This window comes from Amycolatopsis sp. GM8, assembly GCF_021653975.1.
GTDB lineage: Bacteria > Actinomycetota > Actinomycetes > Mycobacteriales > Pseudonocardiaceae > Amycolatopsis_E.
This window is the reverse complement of sequence record NZ_JAJKFK010000004.1, coordinates 434236-451164: the sequence shown is the minus strand read 5'-3', so window position 1 is coordinate 451164 and position 16929 is coordinate 434236. Positions and strand designations below refer to the sequence as shown.

General features: G+C 70.5%; 17 protein-coding genes. 12 read left to right on the top strand and 5 right to left on the bottom strand.

Features of this window, described 5'->3' with window-relative positions:
• Positions 1–8: 8 nt before the first annotated feature.
• Genes LOZ83_RS20670 through LOZ83_RS20650 form a run of 5 tightly spaced genes read left to right on the top strand, consistent with a single transcriptional unit; the run spans position 9 to position 5620 of the window.
• The gene (locus LOZ83_RS20670; protein WP_236792515.1) at positions 9–1424 is read left to right on the top strand and encodes an L-fucose/L-arabinose isomerase family protein; all 1416 of its coding nucleotides are present in this window, start codon (positions 9–11) and stop codon (positions 1422–1424) included.
• Positions 1425–1429: 5 nt separating this feature from the next.
• Positions 1430–2848 carry a rhamnulokinase family protein gene (locus LOZ83_RS20665; protein WP_236793505.1) on the top strand — a complete coding sequence of 473 codons (1419 nt, stop codon included), beginning with the start codon at positions 1430–1432 and terminating at the stop codon, positions 2846–2848.
• The gene (locus tag LOZ83_RS20660) at positions 2845–3570 is read left to right on the top strand and encodes a (Fe-S)-binding protein (protein WP_236792513.1); all 726 of its coding nucleotides are present in this window, start codon (positions 2845–2847) and stop codon (positions 3568–3570) included. The genes LOZ83_RS20665 and LOZ83_RS20660 overlap by 4 nt, the downstream gene beginning before the upstream one ends.
• 17 nt (positions 3571–3587) lie before the next feature.
• Positions 3588–5039, top strand: a complete 1452-nt coding sequence (locus LOZ83_RS20655; RefSeq protein ID WP_236793503.1) for a lactate utilization protein B — start codon at positions 3588–3590, stop codon at positions 5037–5039.
• On the top strand, positions 5036–5620 hold the full coding sequence (locus LOZ83_RS20650; RefSeq protein ID WP_236792511.1) for an LUD domain-containing protein: 585 nt from the start codon (positions 5036–5038) through the stop codon (positions 5618–5620). Before LOZ83_RS20655 ends, LOZ83_RS20650 begins: the two co-directional genes overlap by 4 nt.
• A 455-nt stretch (positions 5621–6075) precedes the next feature.
• Here the strand turns inward: LOZ83_RS20650 and LOZ83_RS20645 are convergent, their stop codons facing one another.
• Entirely contained in the window at positions 6076–6666 is a 591-nt protein-coding gene (locus LOZ83_RS20645) for a hypothetical protein (RefSeq protein WP_236792507.1), read from the bottom strand.
• A gap of 69 nt (positions 6667–6735) precedes the next feature.
• Entirely contained in the window at positions 6736–7725 is a 990-nt protein-coding gene (locus tag LOZ83_RS20640) for an LLM class F420-dependent oxidoreductase (RefSeq protein WP_236792505.1), read from the bottom strand.
• Positions 7726–7891: 166 nt separating this feature from the next.
• On the opposite strand from LOZ83_RS20640, the gene LOZ83_RS20635 reads away from it, so the two are divergent.
• From LOZ83_RS20635 to LOZ83_RS20620, 4 genes are all read left to right on the top strand, one after another.
• Complete coding sequence (locus tag LOZ83_RS20635) at positions 7892–9478, top strand: ATP-binding protein (RefSeq protein ID WP_236792503.1); 1587 nt, start codon at positions 7892–7894, stop codon at positions 9476–9478.
• Between the two features lie 191 nt (positions 9479–9669).
• Positions 9670–10128, top strand: coding sequence for a GNAT family N-acetyltransferase (locus LOZ83_RS20630; RefSeq protein WP_236792501.1), 459 nt, complete (start codon positions 9670–9672; stop codon positions 10126–10128).
• A gap of 361 nt (positions 10129–10489) precedes the next feature.
• The gene (locus LOZ83_RS20625) at positions 10490–11311 is read left to right on the top strand and encodes a choice-of-anchor P family protein (RefSeq protein ID WP_236792499.1); all 822 of its coding nucleotides are present in this window, start codon (positions 10490–10492) and stop codon (positions 11309–11311) included.
• Positions 11311–11898, top strand: a complete 588-nt coding sequence (locus tag LOZ83_RS20620) for a class F sortase (protein WP_236792498.1) — start codon at positions 11311–11313, stop codon at positions 11896–11898. The genes LOZ83_RS20625 and LOZ83_RS20620 overlap by 1 nt, the downstream gene beginning before the upstream one ends.
• On the opposite strand, the gene LOZ83_RS20615 is transcribed toward LOZ83_RS20620, so the two are convergent.
• The 3 genes from LOZ83_RS20615 to LOZ83_RS20605 are packed head-to-tail and all read right to left on the bottom strand — an operon-like array spanning position 11891 to position 13479.
• A complete protein-coding gene (locus tag LOZ83_RS20615) occupies positions 11891–12157 on the bottom strand; it encodes a DUF6510 family protein (RefSeq protein WP_236792495.1) in 267 nt (88 codons plus the stop codon). The two genes, LOZ83_RS20620 and LOZ83_RS20615, sit on opposite strands and share 8 nt — an antisense overlap.
• A gap of 10 nt (positions 12158–12167) precedes the next feature.
• The gene (locus LOZ83_RS20610) at positions 12168–12773 is read right to left on the bottom strand and encodes a sulfite oxidase-like oxidoreductase (protein ID WP_236792493.1); all 606 of its coding nucleotides are present in this window, start codon (positions 12771–12773) and stop codon (positions 12168–12170) included.
• Between the two features lie 49 nt (positions 12774–12822).
• On the bottom strand, positions 12823–13479 hold the full coding sequence (locus LOZ83_RS20605) for an HAD family phosphatase (RefSeq protein ID WP_236792491.1): 657 nt from the start codon (positions 13477–13479) through the stop codon (positions 12823–12825).
• A gap of 165 nt (positions 13480–13644) precedes the next feature.
• On the opposite strand from LOZ83_RS20605, the gene LOZ83_RS20600 reads away from it, so the two are divergent.
• The 3 genes from LOZ83_RS20600 to LOZ83_RS20590 all read left to right on the top strand — a co-directional run bounded on the left by LOZ83_RS20600 (position 13645) and on the right by LOZ83_RS20590 (position 16927).
• Positions 13645–14403 (top strand): hypothetical protein, encoded by a 759-nt coding sequence (locus LOZ83_RS20600; protein ID WP_236792489.1) that lies wholly within the window; start codon positions 13645–13647, stop codon positions 14401–14403.
• 47 nt (positions 14404–14450) lie between these two features.
• Positions 14451–15017 (top strand): dihydrofolate reductase family protein, encoded by a 567-nt coding sequence (locus tag LOZ83_RS20595; protein ID WP_236792487.1) that lies wholly within the window; start codon positions 14451–14453, stop codon positions 15015–15017.
• Positions 15018–15133: 116 nt separating this feature from the next.
• A complete protein-coding gene (locus LOZ83_RS20590) occupies positions 15134–16927 on the top strand; it encodes an ABC transporter substrate-binding protein (RefSeq protein WP_236792486.1) in 1794 nt (597 codons plus the stop codon).
• The last annotated feature ends 2 nt before the right edge of the window (positions 16928–16929 follow it).

The following is a 16929-nucleotide window of genomic DNA, read 5'->3' as shown; positions in this document are numbered from 1 at the left end:
AGGGAACTGTGACCTTCGACCGCATCACCCCGCGCCGCACACGCGTCGGGCTCGTCGCCGGTGGCCTCGGCGCGTACTGGCCGCAGTTCCCGGAGCTGCTGCCGCAGTTGCGGGCGTCGGCCACGCGGGTCGCCGAGCGACTGTCTGCAATGGACTGTGAGGTGGTGGACACCGGGTTCGTCTCCGACGAGCGCGAAGGCGCCGCGGCAGCGGAGAAACTGCGCGTCGCGGACTGCGATCTGATCATCGGGTTCCTCACGACGTACCTCACGTCCAGCATGCTCGCGCCGATCGCGCAGCGCAGCGGCTCGCCCGTGCTGCTGATCAACCTGCAACCCACCGAGGCGATGGATCACGCCACGTTCGACACCGGCGCCTGGCTCGCCTACTGCGGTGCCTGCCCGCTGCCGGATATGGCGAACACGTTCCGCCGCCTCGGTGTGGACTTCCGCTCGGTCTCCGGCTACCTGGAGGACGAGCGGGCCTGGGTGAGGATCGGGCGCTGGATCAAGGCCGCCGGGGTGCGGGCGGCGTTCCGGCACGGCCGCCACGGTCTGCTGGGACACCTCTACCCGGGCATGATGGACGTCTCGACCGACCCGACGCTGGTGTCCGCGCAGCTCGGCGGGCAGGTCGAGATCCTGGAGATCGACGACCTGCGCGTGCGGGTGGAGAAGGTCACCGACGCCGAAACCAAGGACAGGATGACCCTCGCCCGGGAAGTGTTCACTGTGGACTCATCCGTGGCGGACGAGGATTTCGCCTGGGGCGCCAAGGTTTCCGTCGCGCTGGACCGGCTCGTCGCGGACTTCGCGCTCGACTCGCTGGCCTACTACCACCGCGGCCTCGACGGTGAGACGCACGAGCGGGTCGGCGCCGGGTTCATCCTCGGCGCTTCTTTGCTGACCGCGCGTGGTATTCCGACGGTCGGTGAGTACGAACTGCGCGCGTCGCTCGCCATGCTCGTCCTGGACCGGCTCGGCGCGGGCGGCTCGTTCACGGAGTTGCAGGCCCTGAACTTCCGCGACAACGTCGTCGAGATGGGCCACGACGGGCCCGCGCATCTCGCGATCAGCGCGCGGAAACCGTTGTTGCGCGGGCTCGGCGTGTACCACGGCAAGCGCGGCTGGGGCGTCTCGGTCGAGTTCGACGTCCAGCACGGGCCGGTGACACTGTGCGGGCTCGGCCAGCTGCGCGACGGGACGTTCATCCTCGTCGCGTCCGAGGGTGAGGTCGTGCCGGGACCGTTGCTGCAGATCGGGAACACCACGTCCCGCGTCGACTTCGGCCGCGACCCGGGCGAATGGACGGACGAGTGGTCGGCCACCGGCGTCGACCACCACTGGGCGCTCGGCACCGGCCACCGGGTGGCCGAGCTGACCGCGGTGGCCGACCTGCTGGGGCTCGAGCTGGTGAAGGTGTGATACGGCTGGCGGCGGTCGACCTCGGCGCCACCAGCGGGCGCGTGATGGCCGGGTCCGTGGGCGCGGATCAGCTGGCGCTGGAAGAGATCCGGCGCTTCCCGAACGGCGGCGTGCGCGCGGGCGGGACGCTGTACTGGGACATCCTCGGTATCTACCGCGAGATGCTCGCCGGGATCGCCGAAGCCGGGCCGATCGAGGGGATCGGCATCGACTCGTGGGCCGTCGACTACGGTCTGCTCGATCCGGCGGGCAGGTTGCTGGGAAACCCGGTGCACTACCGCGATTCCCGCACCGACGGGGTGCTGGCGCGAGTGGTCGAAAAGGTCCCCGAGCGCGAGCTGTACGACTTCACCGGGTTGCAGCAGCTGCCGTTCAACACGCTGTACCAGCTCGTGTCCGAAGTGGACAGACTGGCGGCGGCCGGGACGATGCTGCTGATCCCGGACCTGCTCGGCTACTGGCTCACCGGGAGTGTCGGCGGCGAGCGCACCAACGCCTCGACCACCCAGCTCTACGACGTCCGCTCCCGCGCCTGGGCGACCGGGCTCGCCGAACGGGCCGGCATCCCGCCACGCCTGCTACCGCCGCTGCGGGATCCGGGCTCGGTGCTCGGCACGGTGAGACCTGATCTCGGTCTGCCCGAGGTGCCGGTGATCGCGGTCGGCTCGCACGACACGGCGTCGGCCGTGGTCGCGGTCCCGGCCGAGCCGGGCGCGAACTTCGCGTACATCTCGTCCGGCACCTGGTCGCTCGTCGGCCTCGAACTCGACGAGCCGGAACTGGGCGACGCCGCGCGGGCCGCGAACTTCACCAACGAGGGCGGCGTCGACGGCACGATTCGCTTCCTGCGCAACGTGATGGGCCTGTGGGTACTCACCGAAACACTGCGCACCTGGGCCACCGGCGACTTGGCCTCGCTGCTGAAAGAGGCCGCCGACGCCCCACCGCTCGCCGCCGTCGTGGACATCGACGCGCCCGAATTCCTCCCGCCCGGCGACATGCCCGCGCGGATCAGGCGGGCGTGTGAGGCGTCCGGGCAACGACCGCCCGAGAGCCGGGCGGAGATCGTTCGATGCATTGTGGACAGTCTCGCGCTCGCCTACCGCCGCACGGTGCGGCAGGCCGCGGAGGTGGCGGGGCGGACGGTTGACGTCGTGCACGTGGTCGGCGGCGGCGCCCGCAACGAACTGCTGTGCCAGCTGACTGCCGATGCGTGCGACGTGCCGGTGCTCGCCGGCCCGGTGGAGGCGGCCGCGCTCGGCAACGTGCTCGTGCAGGCCCGCGCGCTCGGCGCGGACCTTCCGGACCTGGCCGCGATGCGTGCCCTCGTCCGGCGCACCCAGCCGCTGCGGAGGTACCGTCCTAGCGGCGGCGACTGGGCCGCCGCGGAGGCGCGGTTGAGCGACGCGAGGGATGTGGCATGAAGGTCGCCGTCATGGTCACCTGCATCAACGACTCGATGTTCCCGGATACCGGGAAGTCGGTGTTCCGGTTGCTGCGGCGGCTCGGGGTGGACGCGGACTTCCCGGAGGCCCAGACCTGCTGCGCGCAGCCGATGGTCAACACCGGTTACCTCGACGAAGCCGTGCCGGTGGTGCGGACGTTCGTCGACGCCTTCGCCGGCTACGACGCGATCGTCACCCCGTCCGGTTCGTGCGCGGGCTCGGCGCGGCACCAGCACGCGATCGTCGCGCGCCGCGCCGGGGACGAGCGGCTCGCCGAGGCGGGGCCGCGGGTGTACGAGCTGAGCGAGTTCCTCGTGGACGTGCTCGGCGTGAGCGATGTGGGCGCCTACTTTCCGCACCGCGTGACCTATCACCCGACGTGCCACTCGCTGCGCATGCTGCGGGTGGGGGAGAAGCCGTTGCGGTTGCTGCGCGCGGTGCGGGGGCTGGATCTGATCGAACTGCCCGCCGCGGAGGAATGCTGTGGTTTCGGCGGGACGTTCGCCGTGAAGAACGCGGAGACCTCGACAGCGATTGGCGCGGACAAGGCCCGGCACGTCCGCGCGACCGGCGCCGAAGTGCTCGTGGCGGGCGACAACTCGTGCCTGCTGCACATCGGCGGCATGCTGTCACGGGAACGCACCGGAGTCCGCGTGATGCATCTGGCCGACGTGTTGGCCTCGACCGAGGAGGACGCGTGAGCGCGACTTTCGTGGGCATGCCTGCCTTTCCCGTCGCGGCGCGGGAGGCGCTGGCCGATTCGCAGCTACGCCGCAACCTCGAACACGCCACCCACACCATCCGCGCGAAGCGGGCCGCGGTCGTCGGCGAGGTCGACGAGTGGGAGGAACTGCGCCTGGCCGGCGCGGCGATCAAGGACAACACGCTACTGCATCTCGACGAATACCTGCTGCAGCTCGAGGAGTCGTTGCAGGCGCGTGGCGTGACCGTGCACTGGGCGCGGGACGCGCGCGAAGCCTGTGACGTCGTCGCCCGGATCGCGCAGACGCACGGGGTCGACGAGATCGTCAAGGTCAAGTCGATGGTGACGCAGGAGATCGGGCTCAACGAGGCGCTCGCCGCGCAGGGCATCGTCGCGTGGGAGACGGACCTCGCCGAGTTGATCGTGCAGCTCGGCGACGACCTGCCGAGCCACATTCTGGTTCCCGCGATCCACCGCAATCGCGCGGAGATCCGGGAGATCTTCCGGCGCCGCATGGCCGCGGCGGGTCGGCCCGCACCGGAGAACCTGTCCGACGAACCGGCCGAACTCGCGGCTGCCGCCCGGCTGCACCTGCGCGAGAAGTTCCTGCGCGCGAAAATGGCCGTGTCGGGCGCGAACTTCGCGGTCGCCGAGAGCGGCACGCTCGTCGTGGTCGAGTCCGAAGGCAACGGGCGGATGTGCCTGACCCTGCCGGAAGTCCTCGTTTCCGTGGTGGGTATCGAAAAGGTCGTGCCCACGTTCGCCGATCTCGACGTGTTCCTGCAGCTGCTGCCGCGGTCGAGCACGGGGGAGCGGATGAACCCCTACACCTCCACCTGGACGGGTATCGCGCCCGGCGACGGGCCGCAAGAGATGCATGTGGTGCTGCTGGACAACGGCCGCACCCGCGCGCTCGCCGACGACGTGGGACGGCAGGCATTGCGGTGCATCCGGTGCTCGGCTTGCCTGAACGTCTGCCCGGTCTACGAGCGCACCGGCGGCCACGCTTACGGTTCGGTGTACCCGGGGCCGATCGGCGCGATCCTGAACCCGCTGCTCAAGGGCGTCGGCGTGGACGAACAGACCGACTCGCTGCCGTACGCGTCCAGCCTGTGCGGGGCGTGCTTCGACGCGTGCCCGGTGCGGATCGACATCCCCGAGGTCCTGGTACACCTGCGCACGAAGGTCGTCGACGCGCACCGGGAAGGCCCGCCGAAGGCCGAAGCGGTGGCGATGAAGTCCGCGTCGTGGGTGCTGTCCGACGCGCGGCGTCTCGGGTTCGCCGAACGCGGTCTCGGTGTGGCGTCGAAGGTCCTGGACCGGGTGGGCCGCCGCGTCCTGCCCGGTGGCCGTCGTGCGTTGGGTCGTTTGCCGTGGCCGGGTTCACTGTGGACGAACGCCCGGGATGTCCCGGCGCCGCCTGCGGAATCGTTCCGTGCGTGGTGGCGCAAGGGAGGCCGGCCGTGAGCGCCCGTGACGAGATCCTGTCCGCCGTCCGGGTCGCCCTGCGCGATGCGGATCGCTCAGAGCTCGACGTCCCGCGCGATTACCGGTCTGCCCATGCGTCGGGGGACATCGTGGCACTCTTCGAGGAACGCGTCGTCGACTACCGTGCCTCGTTCGCGCGTTGCACGCCGGACGATTTGGTCTCGACCATTCGCGCGGCGCTCGGTTCGGCCTCGAAGATACTTGTCCCACAAGGGTTTCCGGTGGAACTCGATGGTGTGCCCGATGCGGATGACCTAGACTCCTACGATGCCGTCGTCACCACGGCTGCGCTGGGCATCGCTACCACCGGCACCATCGTGCTCGACCACGGCCCAGGCCAGGGCAGGCGGGCATTGAGCCTAGTGCCGGACGTGCACGTGTGCGTACTGTGGGAAAACCAGATCGTCGGCGGGGTAGCGCAAGCAGTGGCACGGTTGGACCCAGCGCGCCCGCAGACCTGGATCAGCGGCCCCAGCGCCACAAGCGACATCGAGCTGAACCGAGTAGAAGGCGTACACGGCCCCAGAAAACTACACGTGATCGTAGTCAACGAGGGCTAGCACCACCAAAAAACCGCCGCCCAGCAACAAAACCCAGCACCGCCACCGCCCACTCCCTCCCCCACCCCGCTTCCCGCGAACACTAAAAGATCGGGGCGGGGGAGGGCTAACGCTGGGTCGAGGGCGCTTTGCGCCCGGTTCCCGTGGGTCCGGTAGGGCGCTTGCCGCAGGGTTCAAAGACAAAGATCAAAAGATGCCTCGCCGGCGGGCTGGCTCCGGGATGAGGGGCCCAGGGGATCTCACCTTTTCGAGGTGGTTGAGTTGGGTGGTCATCCCGTCGCCTGCGGTTTCGAGTATCACTTTTCCTCAGGGCCGCAAGCTTTGGTCTATCGGCTGCACGCCGGGTACGGATGTTGCGGCCCTGACGAAAAGTGATCGTTCCTGTGTCAGGCGACGGGATGACCACCCAACTCGGCGCACTGCTGCGCTGTCGCGCCGCTGCTGCTGCCGTCGCCTTAACCGAACGTGGCGCTCGCCAGTACCTGGTCTACCTGACCGTCCAATGCCGGGGTGCTCGCGTACTCGACGACGAGGATTTTGCTGGTGGGGAGCCACCACATGCGGACCTGGCTGTCCTGTGCCGGGTCGGTGCAGGTGACTTGGAAGCGTCCGTATTCGGCCTTCTTGGCGCCGATCGGGGCGAAGCCGTGTTCGACCACCGTGCTGCCGGTCGCGGGGGCGCCGGGGGTGGCAATCGGCGTGATGCACGGGGGCACGTCGGTGCCGGTGTACCAGCCGTATTGCCGCGCCGTGCTGGGGGTGTTGAACTGGCCACCGGCCGAAGCGGATCGCAGGTCCAGCATCTGCGCGGCGCACGGGATCGAGGTCGCCGACACACAACCGTCGAGGGCGCCCGACGACCCGGTCTGGGTGTAGCGCATGCCGTCCAGCAGCGTGACGCGCATGGTACCGACGGTGATCGCCGAGCCGGGGGTGGTGTTCGAGCCGGACGGCGAGGTCGCACCGTGCGGATGACCGGACACCGGCGTCGAACAGGCGGTCAAACCCACCACGGCGAGTGCGCACCAGATTACCTTGCTCCGCACCGGAAAGCCCTTTCTCCTCCAGCCCACGGGCCATCCTGGCACGACCCCGCTCCCGCGCCACGACAGGGCTCAGTCCGCGAGCTCCGGGATCACCTTCCGGGCGAACAGGTCGATACCGGACCTGTCATAGGCCGCCTCCGCGAAGTACGAGATCACATAGGACAGGCCGAGGCCCCGCAGCTCCGTGAGCCGCTCCACGATCTGCTCCGGGGTCCCGACGAGCGGCCCGCTCGCGAAGTTCTGGTACGACGACTCGAGCACGTCGGCCGGCACGTGCGGTTCGTAGTGCGAGCGGATCCATGCGAGCCGGTCCCGCACGTCGTTCTCCGTCTCGCCGATGACGACGTTGTAGTTCGACGAGCGGACGATCGCGCCGAAGTCCGTGCCGACATCCGCGCAGTGCGCGGCGAGGACCTCGGACTTGTGCGCGAACTCGGCCGGCTCACCCGAGAAGTTGGTGTAGTTCGCGTACCGTGCCGCGATCCGCAGCGTCTTCTTCTCTCCGCCACCGGCGATCCACAGTGGAATCCCACCGTCCTGCAAGGGAAGCGGGCGCGAGATGGCGCCGTCGACCTGGTAGTACCGCCCGTCGAAGGTGGCCTTCCCCTCCGTCCACAGCTGCCGCATGATCTGCACACCCTCGTCGAGCCGCCCGATCCGCTCACCCGCGGACGGGAACCCGTAGCCGTAGGCCCGCCACTCGTGCTCGTACCAGCCGGCCCCGATACCCATCTCCACCCGGCCACCCGACACGATGTCCGTGGTGGCGGCGAACTTCGCGAGATAGGCCGGGTTCCGGTACGCCATGCAGGTGCACATCTGGCCGAGCCGCACCCGGCTCGTCGACGCGGCCAGCGCCGCCATGAGGGCCCACGCCTCGTGGGTGGCCTCATCGGTGGGCACCGGCCTGGTGTGGAAGTGGTCGTAGACCCAGACGGACTCGAACGGCCCGTCCTCGGCGATCCTGGCGACCCCGAGCATCGCGTCCCAATGATCCACCGGCTCGATCCCGGTGAGGTCCAGCCGCCAACCCTGCGGCACGAACAGTCCGAAGCGCATGATCAGCACTGTAACCGGCCGGGCAGCGTCGCGAGCCGCCGCCATTTTCGGCGCGACCCGGCGCCGGAACGAAAGGGCACCGGGCGGCGCCCGAGCGGCCCAACCTTCCGTGCTGACGGTATTTGTTCCCGCAGCCGGGGTCCTGGCGATGCTTATGCTGGCGCTCATGCCGGACACCCTCAGCGTGCGCGAGAAAACGCTTGTCGGACGCGTCGCGGAGCTGGTGACCTTCCGGCAGGCGCTCGCCGGCGGCCCGGCCGCCCCCGTGATGCTGTACGTGCACGGTCCGGCTGGGATCGGGAAGACCGCGTTGCTGCGCCGGTTCGCCGAGGAGGCCAGGGCCGACGGGCGGCCGGTCGTCGAGGTGGACGGGCATGGCATCAGCGCCCGCCCGGCCGCGTTCGAGGCCGAAGCCGAGGCCGCGCTGGATCAGGACCGGGTGTTGCTGCTGGTGGACGGGTTCGAGGGCTGCCAGGGCCTGGAAACGTGGCTGCGCACCAGGTTCCTGCCCCGGTTGCCCGAGCGCGCGCTCATCGTCATCGCCGGGCGGCGGCCGCTCGACCCGCAGTGGCGGTCCGATCCGGGCTGGTTCTTCCCGCTCCTGCGCACGATGGCGCTCGGCGAGCTCCCGTTCCCGGACGCGGACGCGCTGCTGGACGCGCGCGGCGTCCCCGGCGAGGTCCGGCCGACTGTGTTCGCCGCGGCGGGCGGGCATCCGCTGGCCCTCACGTTCGCGTCCGAACTGGCGGTGCGCGACCGGGACTGGCGCCCCACCGGCGACATCGCGGGCGACCTGGTGGAGACGCTCACCGGCGAGGTGCCCGCACCCGCGTACCGGCTCGCCCTCAGCATGTTCCGGCGCGTCCGGACCGTCACCCGCGGGCTCGTGCGCGCCGCGCTGCCGGACGACGACGCCGACGCGGTGTACGAATGGTTGCGCGGCTTACCTTTCGTCCGGTCCAACCGGCGGGGGCTATACCCGCACGAGGCGGTCCGCGAGGCGCTGGACGCCGGCCAGACCGGTTCGGCGGAGAACCGGGACATGCACCGGCGCATCCTGCGGTATCTCGTGGCCGAGGTCCGCGGCGGTGCCGACCCGTTCGCCGTCGGCGACGCCCTGGAGTACATCTGCAGCATGGACAACGGGCAGCGGCGCTACCTGACGTTCAGGTCCGACGGGTGGCTGTACGAGGACACCTACCGGCCCGAGGACCGGGCGGCACTGGTCTCGATGGCGCACGAGGCGGAAGGAAAGGAGACCGCGCGCCTGGTCGAGTTCTGGCTCGGCCACCAGCCGCAGAACATCCGGGTCTACCGCCGGGCGGACACCGGGCAGCCCCGGGCGTTCATGGCCCTGCTGGAGTTCGAGACCGTGCGGCCCGCCGAGTGCGCTGCCGACCCGATGCTCGCGGCGGCATGGGCGCACTGCCAGCAGAACGGCGGCCTGGCCGAGGGCGAATACCTGAGCCTCATGCGGTTCCGCATCGATCCCGCCGCGCCACGGCGCCCGTCCCCGGCGATGGACATGATCCTCGAAAACCTGCTGGCCGACTTGGTGCGCGCGCGGGGCCTGAAGCTCAGCTACACGGTGTGGCCGGACCCGGAGTTCTGGCAGCCGCTGATCAGCTACGTCGACTTCCGGCCCGTGCCGGGGCAGGAGCACACCCCGGACGGGCACCGCCACGTGCTGTACGTGCACGACTGGCGCTCGGTCCCGCTGCCGGACTGGGTGGACCAGCTGTCGAAGGAATAGACCACCGGGGCGGGCGGTTGAGAGGAGAGGTCGGTGCGGTCCGTGTCCCCCGGGCCTCATCCCTGTTGCCGTCGCGGAACACCAGTCCGGCTGGAGCCGCGTTCGTGCCTTTCGCCGAGAGGCGACCGCCGCGCCGACCCTCTGACCGCCTCGGTTTGCCGAATCCCGAACGGCAAGCCGAGGCTTCTTTCATGGGAACCCGCATGATCAGGCTGCGCGTGCTTGCGGCCGACGACTGGCCGGCGTGGCGCGAACTGAGGCTGGCCGCGCTGCGTGAGGCGCCCGGCGCGTTCGGCGCGAAGCTGGCCGACTGGGTCCACGAGGACGAGCCACGCTGGCGGCAGCGGCTGATCGATGTTCCGTTCAACGCGCTCGCCGAGATCGGAGATACCCCGGTGGGCATGGTCAGCGGTACTGCCCTGGACACCGAACGCACGGTCGAGCTGATCTCGATGTGGGTCGCGCCCGCCGCTCGCGGCCGCGGCGTCGGCGACGCGCTGATCGCCGCGGTCGCACGCTGGGCGGAGGACCAAAGCGCGCGCCGGATCGTGTTGCGGGTGTTCGACCACAACCGCCACGCGGAGAGCCTGTATCGCCGTAACGGCTTCGTGCATACCGAAGGACTCCGCATGGCGCGCGAACTCGGGTAAATCCGCTTGCAGCGGTAGCCGCCAGGTCGCGGAGCGTGTTTTCGGCGCGCCGACTGAACGATCACCTCTCCAGGTGGGGTCTGTGCGCAAACCCGCGATGAATCCCCCGAACCGATACGGTCCGTCACGGCCACCCCGGGACGCGCCTGACCGTGTTTCACACGACCGGGTGAGGCCCGGGTAGGCGCTCGCTACTCAGAACATTCGTTGGCGCACAACCGAAATCGGCAGCGTTTGGGCGGCGCGCCCGCGCTTGGTAGCTTCCCTGACGCCCGCTGCTTCCGTTGGTGCAGCACACCGTGTCGGGGGACCGGTTTCGCTTGCGCGGGCAGCGTTTTCCAAGCTTCGAAGGGATGTTTTCATGCGGGTTACAGTGCTGCGCTCTTCCGGTGTGCTCGGCCTCGCGGCCGGCGCGCTGCTCGCCGGCGCGCTCACCCCGGCCACCGCGGCCACCGCGCCCGGTGAGGGGTCCGCCTACGGTGCGTCGGCCCAGGTGTCGCTGCTGCCCGGCGTGCTCGGCCAGGGCGGCCTGACCGTGGACACCGGCACCCTCGCCGCGTCCAGCACCGCCGGCCCGGCGAGCGCGTCGGTCGCCGACGTGCCGCTGCGCGGTCTGGTCACCGCCAGGGCCATCACCAGCGCGGCCGAGCACGCCACCTCGACCGGGCAGGTCGAGGCGAACGCGTCGATCGTCGACGCGACGCTGCCGGTACTCGCCGGGCTCACCGGCGGCACCCCCAGCGCGAGCGTGATCGCCGCGAAGTGCGCCTCGACGGCGAGCGGCGTCACCGGCAGCTCGCAGGTCGTGGGGCTCGACCTCGGCCAGCTCGGCACGGTGCCCGTCGCGGCCGCGCCGAACACCGCGCTGGGCCTGCCCGGCATCGTGCAGGTGATCGTCAACGAACAGATCCACCACGACGACGGCAGCCTCACCGTGAACGCGCTGCACATCAAGCTCCTCGGCGGTCAGCTCACCGGCGCGCTCGGCAGCGGTGACATCGTGCTCGCGTCCGCGACCTGCGGCAAGGCCACCACCCCGCCGGACGCGCCGGGCACACCGGACGCGCCGTCGACCCCGGCCTCGCCGAACGCGACGGCAGCCGGCCTCGGCCAGGTGAGCATCGTCCCGGCCGGAGCCCCGCAGACCGGCGACGGCAGCCTCGCGACGCTCATCGAAAAGTGATGCGGCGCAACGGTTTCCGGCGCTGGGCGGCGGTGCTGTTCGCGATCTTCGCGACAGCGCTGCTCGCCGGGTGCGGAGCGGATGCGGCGGCCCCGGCCGCGCCGCTCACACCGGCGCCGCCGCCGGCCACCCCGCCGGTGGCGGCGCCAACCTGGGTGAACCTGCCCAGCATCGGCGCCCGCTCGAGTCTGGTGCCGCTCGGTCTCAACGCGGACCGGACCGTCCAGGTGCCGCCGGTCGACCAGCCACTGCAGGCCGGCTGGTACCAGTACAGCCCGCCACCGGGCCAGGCCGGGCCGGCGGTGATCCTCGGGCACATCGACGGCAACCGCCAGAAGGGCATCTTCTGGCGGCTGCACGAGATGAAGACCGGCGACCAGGTCCAGGTCGGGCAGGCGAACGGCGGCACGCTGACGTTCACGGTGACGAAGGTCGACCAGGTGGCCAAAAAGGAATTCCCCACCGACGCGGTCTATGGCAACACCGCCGACCCGGAGCTGCGCCTCATCACCTGCGGCGGCGCGTTCGACGCGGCGGACCGGAACTACCTCGACAACATCATCGTGTACGCGAAACTGGTCACGTAGCGACGGTCAGCAAGCGGGTTCCGGTCATCTCGAACCGGAGCCCGCGGCTGTCCGACGCGAAGCGCAGCACGACGCCCGTGCAAGTGGGACAGCGCACGACGTGTGCGGGCGCGTCCGAGTACAGGTGGTGGGCGCCGAGCGGGCCGCTGGCGCCGCAGTGCGCGCAGGTGATCGTCGCCGCCGCGAGGTCGAGCGCGAACAGCTCGGACAGCGGCCCGGCGAGCGCGTTCCCGTCGAGCCGGCGGTCGTCTGTGGTCACGGGATTCTCCTCAGTCGCCGGCGTAGCGCTGGTTCTGCCACGGGTCGCCGTAGTTGTGGTACCCGAAGTTCTCCCAGAACCCGGGCTCGTCGGTGAGGCTCAGCCGCAGCCCCCGCACCCACTTCGCCGACTTCCAGAAGTACAGGTGCGGTACCAGCAGCCGCGCGGGGCCGCCGTGCTCGGGCGCGAGTGGCTCTCCGTCGTAGGTGTCGACGACCCACGCCTTGCCGTCGAGCACGTCCTCCAGCGGCAGGTTCGTGGTGTACCCGCCGTCGCAGAACGCCACGACGTACTCGGCGGCCGTCTCGACCTCGCCGAGCACGGTGTCGACGCTGACCCCCGACCAGCGGGTGTCGAACTTCGACCAGCCGGTCACGCAGTGGATGTCGACCGTGACATCGACGTGCGGCAGCCGCTGGAACTGCGGCCACGTCCAGGAAAGGGGATCGTCGATCTCGCCGCGGACCGCGAAGTCCCAGGCGTCCAGGTGCCGGCGCGGCACCGGGCCCGCCGACAGCACGGGGAACGCCTTGCCGGCGTCGTACTGGCCGGGTGGCAGCCGCCCAGGCGGCCCGGATCTGCGGCGGCCGGTGAAACCACGGGACACAAAGGACATTCGCCTCACCTCCGGTGAACCCGCATCATCCCGCCGCGGCAACGGAAAGTCACGCCAGCAGATGCCCGCGCACCGCCGCGTGATCGAGACCCGTCACGTACAGCACGGGCGGGCCCGGCCACGGCAGCGGGGTGCGGACAGGCCAGTCGTCGTGCGTCGCGACGACCAGGGACAGCCCCGCCCGCCGCGCCGCGGTCGCGCCCGCGAACGAGTCCTCCAGCGCGACGGCGTGGCCGGGCGAGACCCGCAACCGGTCGCACGCCGCGAGATACACGTCCGGCGCGGGTTTCGGCTGCCCGGCTTCCGCGGCGCTGACGACGGCGGAGAACGCGGAGAGCAGCCCCGCCCCGCTGAGCACGTCGACGAGGATCCCGGCCGGTGCGTTCGACGCCACGGCGAGCGGCAGCCGGGTGTGCAGCTCGTTCAGCAACGCGGCGACGCCGGGAAGGGTGGCCGGCGGGCCCGCGCGCAGGCTCGCCGACAACGCGGTCTCGAGCGTGTCGCGCCCCGAATCAGCGGGAGCGCCGGCCCATTCCGCGATCTGCCGGGCGCCGCTGTCGACCGAGGCGCCAACAAGCGCGGCGAGGTGCGCGGCGGTAAGTTCGAACCCGAATTCGGCGGCGGTCGCGTGGAATGCCCGTTCCCACGCGGCGGTGGTGTCCAGGAGCAGCCCGTCACAGTCGAAGATGGCGGCCTCGTGGGTCACCGGACCTCCCGTCGCTGAAGAACATTCGCTCAGACTAGGGTCTGGAGCCACGGCACGGGAGAGAGTAGAAAGACCCCGTAGGCAGGGACGCCGTGGACTTCCGCGCCGCCGCCGGCGCGCGCGAGCATTACCGCACAGATCTTCCGTTCAGAGAGCAGTATCCCAATGCCCAGAACTTTGTCGGAACCCGATTACGTCAGGTCCGCGATCGCCGCCGCCGAACGGGCTTTTCCCGAGGGCGAGCACCCGTTCCGGGCCGAGCCCGCCCGGGGCCGGATCGACGTGCTCCTCGACGACGGCGACCGCGAGGCGCTGGCCGCGTGCGGCGCCGCCGTGCTCAACATGCAGCTGGCGCTGCGGGCGGCCGGGCACGCCGCCACTGTGGACCTGTTCCCCGACCGCACCCGGCCCGAGCTGGTGGCCGTGGTGTGGATCCGCGCCACCTGCACACCGAACGCGCGGGAGCGGGCGCTGGCGCGGGCCATCCCGGCGCGGCACGAACATCACCGCCCGCTGCCGGATGGCACGGTGCCGCTGAGCGTCCGGAACGCGCTGGTGCAGGCCGCGGCGCGGGAAGAGGGCGAGCTGGTGCTGCTGGACCCGTCCGCCGAAGTGGGCACGCTGGAACGCCGGCTGACCGAGGCGGGCTGGCTGACCGGCGGCCCCACCGGCGGGCTGCTCGGCGTGCTGAACTCGCGCACCGACACCGTGCGCGGCCAGGTGCAGACCGGCCGCGCGCTGCAGCGGGTGCTGCTCACCAGCAGCGTCCAGGGCGCCCCGGTGGCGATCCTGCTGCGGCCGGAGGCGGCCCAGAAGGCGCGGCCCGAGTTGCGCGGCTTCCTCGGTGGCCAGGTCAACCCACAAGCCGTGCTGGAGTTCGGCTATCCGCCGCCGCCACTGCCCGAGCAGCGCCGCCGCCGATGAGTTCGTGAGGCCGCCGCGGTCGTAACGCCATGACTGGATCACTCCCCATGGCACGGATCGTGTTGTACATGACGATGTCGCTCGACGGTTTCGTCACCGGCCCGGACGACGGCCCCGAGCACCCGCTCGGCCGGGGCGGCGGGCGGGTGTTGTCGTGGCTCGACGACCGGATGTCGGACGGCCCGAGCGGGCAGGTGTTCCGCGAGGCGCTGGCCACCGGTGCCGTGATCAGCGGGCGGCGCACGTTCGAGCTCGCCGGGCGCTGGCAGGGTGATCACCACGACGGCGTGCCGATCTTCGTGCTCACGCATCACGTCGACGACGGCGATGTACCGCCCGGCAGCGCTCGGTTCGTCACCAGCGTCGAGGACTGCGCCGCGCAAGCACGCGCCGCGGCGGGTGATCGCGCCGTGATGGTGCACGGTGCGAGCGCCGGACAGAGCCTGCTGCGCGCCGGGCTGCTCGACGAAATGGAGATCCACCTGATTCCCGTCCTGCTCGGCGAGGGCCGCCGGCTGTTCGAAAACCTCGGCGCGCAGCACATCGAGCTCGAGCTGGTCCGGCAGTTGCGGGCGCCCGACGTCACGCATCTCCGCTACCGGGTGCGGCGGTGAATGGTTCAGACCTCGATGTAACGAACAGTTGTCAGATATTGCGCTGATAGACGCCTATGTGGTTACTTTTCCGCCTCGGGGGATCCACGGAGAGGCGGGACCTGGTGCGATTTTCGATGTTCAGATCATGGCGGGTGGGTGTGCCGCTGCTCGCGGCGATGCTGGTCGCGGGGCCGTTCGTGGCGCCGGCGCAGGCGCAGCAGCAGGGCGGCAAGGTGCTGCGGGTCGCGCTGGTGCAGGAGGTCGACCACCTCAACCCGTTCCTCGCCTCGTTCGCGTCGAGCACCATGGTCGGCCGGCTCGCGTGGGAGTTCCTGACGTTGCCCTCCGCCGAGGACAACACGCCCAGCCCGGGCCTGGCCACGTCGTGGACGACGTCGGACGACAAGCTGACCTGGACGTACCAGATCCGCCAGGGCGTGAAGTGGTCCGACGGCCAGGCGGTGACGGCGAAGGACGCGGCGTTCACGTTCAACCGGATCATGACCGACAAGAAGGCGCAGGAGGCCAACGGCACGTACGTCGAGAACTTCGCGAGCGTCACCGCGCCCGACGACCACACGCTGGTCATCAGGACCAAGGTGCCGCAGGCGAGCATGACCGCGATCGACGTGCCGATCGTGCCCGAGCACATCTGGGCCGGGATCAGCGACATGGACGACGCCAAGACCGACGGCGTGCCCGTGGTGGGGGTCGGCGACGGCCCGTTCCTGATCACCGAATACCGTCCGAACGAGCTCGTGCGGCTCAAGGCGAACCCGGACTACTGGCGTGGCAAGGCGAAGTACGACGAGCTGCAGTTCATCAGCTACAAGAACGCCGACGCCGCGGTGAACGCGCTGCGCAACGACGAGGTCGACCTGGTCAACCGGCTCACCTCGACCCAGTTCGACGCGCTCCAGGGCGAAGCGAACATCACCACCAACAAGGCCACCGGCCGCCGCTACCGCGAGCTGCTGATCAACCCGGGCGCGCAGAACCTCGACCACCAGCCCATCGGTGACGGCAACCCGGCGCTGAAGGACGTCCGCGTGCGCAAGGCGATCGCGCAGGCGATCGACCCGAGGACGCTGATCGACAAGGTCCTCGGCGGCTACGGCGAACTCGGCGGAGGCCTGCTGCCCACCTCCTACCCGAAGTACCACTGGGACCCCAGCGACGCGCAGCGCTACAAGTTCGACCCGGCCGCGGCCAACGCCGCGCTCGACGCCGCCGGCTACCCGAAGGGCGCCGACGGCACGCGCGTAGGGCCGGACGGCAAGCCCCTGCAACTGCGGCTGCTCGGCCGCGCGAGCGAGGACTTCGCCCAGCGCGGCTCCGATTACGTCGTCAGCTGGCTCGGCGCGATCGGCATCAAGGTCACCAAACAGCTGGTGTCGGACAACGAGGTCGACGACCGCAGCAACGCCGGCACCTACGATCTCGCGTTCTCCGGCTGGGGCACCAGCCCCGACCCGGACTACACGCTCGGCAAGCAGTCCTGCGGTGCCCTGCCGGCGACCGCGGGCAGCAGCAGTAGCGCCTCGTTCTTCTGCGACCCGCAGTTCGACGCGCTCTACCAGCAGGAGAGCACCGAGCTGGACCCGGCGAAGCGCGCGGATCTGGTGAAGCAGGCGCAGGCCCGCTACTACGACCAGGTGCCCAGCGTCGTGATCGACTACGACAACCCGCTGGAGGCCTTCCGCACCGACCGGTTCACGAGCTTCCCGAAGCAGCCGGCCGGCTCCGGCAACATCATGGAGCAGAGCGGCTACTGGGGCTTCTACGGCGCGACACCCGCCGACGGCGGCAGCGATAGCGGCGGGCTGCCCGCCGGTGCCTGGGTCGGGATCGGCGCCGCGGTGATCGTCGTGATCGGCGCCGGGGTCGGGCTGTCGCGGCGCAAGAAGTCCGCCGACGACCAGGAGTAGGT

What these genes read in the sequence shown, in the direction of transcription:
- LOZ83_RS20660 (WP_236792513.1), top strand. Translation starts at nt 2,845, where the DNA reads ATGAAGGTCGCCGTCATGGTCACCTGCATCAACGACTCGATGTTCCCG.
- LOZ83_RS20655 (WP_236793503.1), top strand. Translation starts at nt 3,588, where the DNA reads ATGCCTGCCTTTCCCGTCGCGGCGCGGGAGGCGCTGGCCGATTCGCAG.
- LOZ83_RS20640 (WP_236792505.1), bottom strand. Translation starts at nt 7,725, where the DNA reads ATGCGCTTCGGACTGTTCGTGCCGCAGGGTTGGCGGCTGGACCTCACC.
- LOZ83_RS20635 (WP_236792503.1), top strand. Translation starts at nt 7,892, where the DNA reads ATGCCGGACACCCTCAGCGTGCGCGAGAAAACGCTTGTCGGACGCGTC.
- LOZ83_RS20630 (WP_236792501.1), top strand. Translation starts at nt 9,670, where the DNA reads ATGGGAACCCGCATGATCAGGCTGCGCGTGCTTGCGGCCGACGACTGG.
- LOZ83_RS20625 (WP_236792499.1), top strand. Translation starts at nt 10,490, where the DNA reads ATGCGGGTTACAGTGCTGCGCTCTTCCGGTGTGCTCGGCCTCGCGGCC.
- LOZ83_RS20620 (WP_236792498.1), top strand. Translation starts at nt 11,311, where the DNA reads ATGCGGCGCAACGGTTTCCGGCGCTGGGCGGCGGTGCTGTTCGCGATC.
- LOZ83_RS20610 (WP_236792493.1), bottom strand. Translation starts at nt 12,773, where the DNA reads ATGTCCTTTGTGTCCCGTGGTTTCACCGGCCGCCGCAGATCCGGGCCG.
- LOZ83_RS20600 (WP_236792489.1), top strand. Translation starts at nt 13,645, where the DNA reads ATGCCCAGAACTTTGTCGGAACCCGATTACGTCAGGTCCGCGATCGCC.
- LOZ83_RS20595 (WP_236792487.1), top strand. Translation starts at nt 14,451, where the DNA reads ATGGCACGGATCGTGTTGTACATGACGATGTCGCTCGACGGTTTCGTC.
- LOZ83_RS20590 (WP_236792486.1), top strand. Translation starts at nt 15,134, where the DNA reads ATGTTCAGATCATGGCGGGTGGGTGTGCCGCTGCTCGCGGCGATGCTG.